The sequence below is a fragment of the Microbacterium sp. zg.Y909 genome (genome assembly GCF_024626565.1).
Genome location: NZ_JANJFJ010000365.1, coordinates 1 through 4398 on the forward strand (window position 1 = coordinate 1; position 4398 = coordinate 4398).

Consider the following 4398-nt stretch of genomic DNA (forward strand, 5'->3'; position numbering starts at 1 on the left):
GTGGGCCCGAAGTACGGGGGTGGCGCGCAGGCGCCGCTGTGGTACTTCGCAGTGGTGGGCATCCAGGCGCTCACCCTCACGTTCCCCTTCTCACAGGCGATGAGCGTGACGCGGCGGGAGTTCTACGCCGGCACCGTGCTCACCGCGGTGCTCACCTCTGCCCTGCTGGGTCTGGTGTTCGTGATCGGCGGGCTGCTCGAGAAGGCCACCGACGGGTGGGGCATGAACGGCTACTTCTTCTACCTGCCGTGGGTGTGGGAAGCGGGACCGGTCGCCGCCGGGTTCGTCTTCTTCGTGCTGGCGCTGCTGTTCTTCGTCTGCGGATTCTGGGGCGCGACGATCTACAAGCGGTTCGGCAACCTGTGGCTCACCGTGGTTCTGGTCGGACTCGCGCTCGCACTGGTGGCCCTCGCCTGGTTCATCACGCAGACACAGTCCTGGGGTGCGGTCGCCGAATGGTTCGTCGCACAGGGGGCACTGGGCCTGGCCCTGTGGGGCGTCGGCCTCATCGCGGTGCTGGCCGTGATCTCGTGGCGGACGCTTCGCCGCGCCGTACCCTGACGCACTGAGCGTCGCAACGCCCCGGGCTCCGGCTCGGGGCGTTGTCCGTGTGGTCAGCGCTCGTCTGCGGCCGCCGTGTGGTGGCGGATGACCTCGGCTACGACGAAGTTGAACCACTTCTCGGCGAACTCGGGATCCAGTGACGACTCCTCGGCCAGCCGGCGCAGGCGCGCGGTCTGCTGCTCCTCGCGGGAGGGGTCGGATGCCGGCATCCCATGCTCCGCCTTGAGCACGCCGACCTGCTTGGTGCAGCGGAAACGCTCGGCGAGCATGAAGATGAGGGCCGCGTCGATGTTGTCGATGCTGCTGCGCAGCCGCGCCAGTGTCGTCGTGGGGTCTTCTTCTGTCATGGCATCCTCCTGCTTCCGACCCTACCGGCGCGGGCGGACGCACCCCTGTCCTCCCCGCGGGGCACCCACCTAGAGTGTCCCCATGACCGACCCCACCGCAGCCCCGCTCGCCGCCGATGCGGGTGCCGGCACCGACGCGGGGACCGCCCGCGGCACCGCGGTGACGGCCGCACCGGCGCCCGGGACGGCGGGGTCGACCGCCACGGCGCGCGTCCTCGCCGGTTTGTCGAACCCGTTCGCGCTGGGCTTCCTGCTGACCCTCGGGGGCCTCGCGGCCTTCGTGCTGGGGCTGGCCATCTCGAACCTGTCGACGGTGCTCATCTACGTCGCGTTCGCGCTCTTCGCAGCGCTGGGACTGGACCCGGTGGTCCGCTGGCTGGAGCGGCACGGCATCCCCCGCCCCGGGGGGATCGCGATGGTCTTCGCGGGCTTCGCCGTCGCGATCGCAGGCATTCTGTGGCTCATCATCCCGACGGTGGCCGGGCAGGTCTCGCAGTTCTCCAAGGATCTGCCATCGCTCGTGTCGGACTTCCAGAAGTCGGACATCTATTCGTGGCTGGAGACGAACTTCAGCGATCAGGTGGGCACGCTTCTCACCGACGCGCAGAACTTCATCACGAACCCGAGCAACATCGCCAGCATCGGTGGTGGCGTGCTGCAGGTGGGCGCGGGCATCGCCACCGCGGTCTCGGGCGTCGTGATCGTGCTCGTGCTGACCCTGTACTTCCTCGCGTCGCTGGCGGCGATGAAGAACGCCTTCGTGCGTCTCACCCCCGCCCGCAGCCGGCCGAAGGTGGCGTCACTCACGACCGAGATCACGGACTCGATCGGCGGCTACCTCATGGGCATGGTGGTGCTGGCGTTCTTCAACTCGGTCGTCGCGCTCATCCTGCACCTGGTCCTCGGGCTGCCGTTCCCCGCGCTGCTGGCGGTCATCGCGTTCTGCCTGACGCTGATCCCCCTTGTGGGAACCGTCGCCTACTGGGTACTGGCAACGGTGATCGCGCTGTTCTCGAGCCCGGTGGCTGCTCTGGTCTTCGGTATCGCCTATCTCATCTACATGCAGATCGAGGCATACATCCTCACCCCGCGCGTGATGAACCGCGCGATCTCGGTGCCGGGGGCTCTCGTGGTGATCGGGGCGCTCGTCGGGGGGACGCTGCTGGGGCTGCTCGGCGCGCTGATCGCGATTCCGGTGACGGCGTCGATTCTGCTGATCATCAAGCAGGTATGGATCCCGCGGCAGGACGCCAAGGTCTGATTCCGCCCGCGCGCGCTGCCCGTCGGCGGACAGTCCCCCGATTTCGCATGTGAGTTCCCGTTCACACGGCGGGCGCGCGTCGCCCGAACAGGTTGCAGCAGGATCACGCCGAAGGGTCGTCATCACCCGGTTCTGCCATGTGAGTTGCCGCTCACACGGCGGGCGCACGCGGACCATGACCCAGTTGCCGCTCGATCGCGCCGACCTGTCGACGTCGCCCGGCTTTGTCATGTGAGTTCCCGCTCACACACACGCCCGGATCGCACAAGGGTCCACCCGACTCGCAGGGGTTCGCGCCAGATCGCCTCCCCGTCCCCACGCCCCGGGGTGTGTGAACCGGAACTCACATGGCGAATCAAGGGGACAAAGAAACTGCGGGCGACACCAGCGAGCCCGGCCGGCGCGCGGCACCAGCGAGCCCGGCCGGCGCGCGGCACCCGAGCCACCGGCATGCGCCGCGAGGCGGCGACCCGAGAGGGGGCTCAGCGGTCGCAAACCCCAGCGGCGGCGAGGCCGCGGCGGGGAGATCAGCGCAGCGGCACGAGGCACGTCGGCGACGGCGCCGAGGTGCGCACCCTCGGGCGGCCGGGCAGCCCGTTGCGGATGTCGAGTGTGAGGGCGGCGACGTCGCCCGAGCGCTGGCCGGCCACGAGCAGTGTGTCGAGCACGATCATGTGGTGGCGCGGCCACGACACTCCGGCCTCGGCGAGCGCCACCGGCGCGACCTGTGAGCCGGTGGCGCGCACCCGCAGCACGGCCAGAGTGTCGCTGCCGCGCACCCCGACGTACACGAACTGCGCGTCGCGCGACAGGCAAACCTCGGCCGCGGTGTCGTCCGCGAGCGTGCCGGCGGCCAGCGGTGTCCCCGAGACGATGCGCCACACGCCGGCGACATCCGGCGCCAGCACGAACAGCTCGCGCGAGAGCTCGGTGACCACGTACAGATGGCCGCTCGGATGCCACACCATGTGGCGCGGCCCGCTGCCACGCGGCAGCACGACGTCGGGGAGCGCCCGCGTGGCGCCGCCGTCGGCGCCCCGCCAGAACCGCACCACGTCGAACCCCATGTCGGCGGTGGCGAGCACGCCGCCGGGCAGGAACACGGTCTGGTGCGCGTGCGACGACCGGGCGGCGGGCGCCTCGGCGGAGTCCCCGGCGTCGGCAGCAGCCGCGGCCCCGGGCGCAACCGGCGGCGGCTCCGGCGCCGCGTACTCGGGAACCAGGTGGGCGAACTCGTCGCCGGCGACCGCACGAAGCGCCTGCGCGGCTGCCGCCAGGTCCTGCAGCTGATCCTCCTGCTCTTCGCCACGGGCACCCGCGCGGGCCTGCCCGGCCTGCGCGAACACCACGGCGTCGGCGGCGGAACCCGCGGCGCCCGCGGCGCCCTCGCGCCCGTACGGATCCCGCGCGGCACGCGCGGCGGCCGTCGGCCCAGGGCGCCCGTCGGCATCCAGCCGCACGCGCACCACGCGCCCGTCGCCCCAGCAGCTCGCGATGAGCGACGCGCCGTCGGGGGCGACCGCGACGTGGCACGGCGCGTCCCCGACCTCGACCGGACCCCCGACCCGCGTCAGGGACATCTCGCCGGTGCGGCGGAACGCCTGCACGGTGCCGGCGCCCTCGAGCGCCGCGTACACGACCGGCAGCGAGGGATGCCACGTCAGCCACGACGGCGAGCCGCCAGTGACCACGGCCTCGCCCTCGAAGGCGAGCGGCCCGCCCGCAGAGGCGGCATCCGCCTCGCCGGCGCGCAGCACCCCGATGCCCTCGGCGGCTCCGCCCATGTCGGCGGTGTACCCGCCGAGCAGAAAGCGCATCAGTCCACGAGGTCGTGGCGCACGATCACCGCGTCGCGGGCCGCGCCCACGCCGATGACCGAGATGCGCGTGCCGCTCATGGCCTCCAGCGCCAGCACGTACTCCTGCGCGGCCGTCGGCAGGTCATCGAAGGTGCGCGCCTTCGTGATGTCTTCGCTCCAGCCCGGGAAGTACTCGTAGATCGGGGTGGCGTGGTGGAAGTCCGACTGGTTCACCGGCACCTCGTCGAAGCGCGTGCCGTCGACGTCGTAGGCCACGCACACAGGGATGCGGTCAAGGCCCGTGAGGATGTCGAGCTTGGTCAGCACGAGGTCGGTGATGCCGTTCACACGCGTCGCGTAGCGGGTGACGGGCGCGTCGTACCAGCCGACGCGGCGGGGCCGACCGGTCGTGGTGCCGAACTCGAAGC

5 protein-coding genes are annotated in these 4398 nt (G+C 71.3%); 2 read left to right on the forward strand and 3 right to left on the reverse strand.

What is annotated here, in order from left to right; genetic code table 11:
* The coding region (locus tag NQ160_RS19270) for a hypothetical protein (RefSeq protein ID WP_257516729.1) at nucleotides 1-561 on the forward strand (561 nt) is incomplete at its 5' end.
* Between the two features lie 53 nt (nucleotides 562-614).
* Here NQ160_RS19270 and NQ160_RS19275 read toward each other — a convergent pair.
* Nucleotides 615-911 (reverse strand): chorismate mutase, encoded by a 297-nt coding sequence (locus NQ160_RS19275; RefSeq protein WP_257516730.1) that lies wholly within the window; start codon nucleotides 909-911, stop codon nucleotides 615-617.
* A gap of 82 nt (nucleotides 912-993) precedes the next feature.
* Here NQ160_RS19275 and NQ160_RS19280 point away from each other — a divergent pair, with 82 nt between their 5' ends.
* The gene (locus NQ160_RS19280; RefSeq protein WP_257516731.1) at nucleotides 994-2172 is read left to right on the forward strand and encodes an AI-2E family transporter; all 1179 of its coding nucleotides are present in this window, start codon (nucleotides 994-996) and stop codon (nucleotides 2170-2172) included.
* A gap of 527 nt (nucleotides 2173-2699) precedes the next feature.
* On the opposite strand, the gene NQ160_RS19285 is transcribed toward NQ160_RS19280, so the two are convergent.
* Together NQ160_RS19285 and NQ160_RS19290 are read right to left on the reverse strand one after the other, a co-directional pair.
* Nucleotides 2700-3989, reverse strand: coding sequence for a lactonase family protein (locus tag NQ160_RS19285; RefSeq protein WP_257516732.1), 1290 nt, complete (start codon nucleotides 3987-3989; stop codon nucleotides 2700-2702).
* Nucleotides 3989-4398: adenylosuccinate synthetase (locus NQ160_RS19290; RefSeq protein WP_257516733.1), on the reverse strand; the 410-nt coding region annotated here is incomplete at its 5' end. The genes NQ160_RS19290 and NQ160_RS19285, both read right to left, overlap by 1 nt.

Excerpts from the sequence above, each read along its gene's own strand:
- NQ160_RS19285 (WP_257516732.1), bottom strand. The coding sequence starts at position 3,989 with ATGCGCTTTCTGCTCGGCGGGTACACCGCCGACATGGGCGGAGCCGCC.
- NQ160_RS19275 (WP_257516730.1), bottom strand. The coding sequence starts at position 911 with ATGACAGAAGAAGACCCCACGACGACACTGGCGCGGCTGCGCAGCAGC.
- NQ160_RS19280 (WP_257516731.1), top strand. The coding sequence starts at position 994 with ATGACCGACCCCACCGCAGCCCCGCTCGCCGCCGATGCGGGTGCCGGC.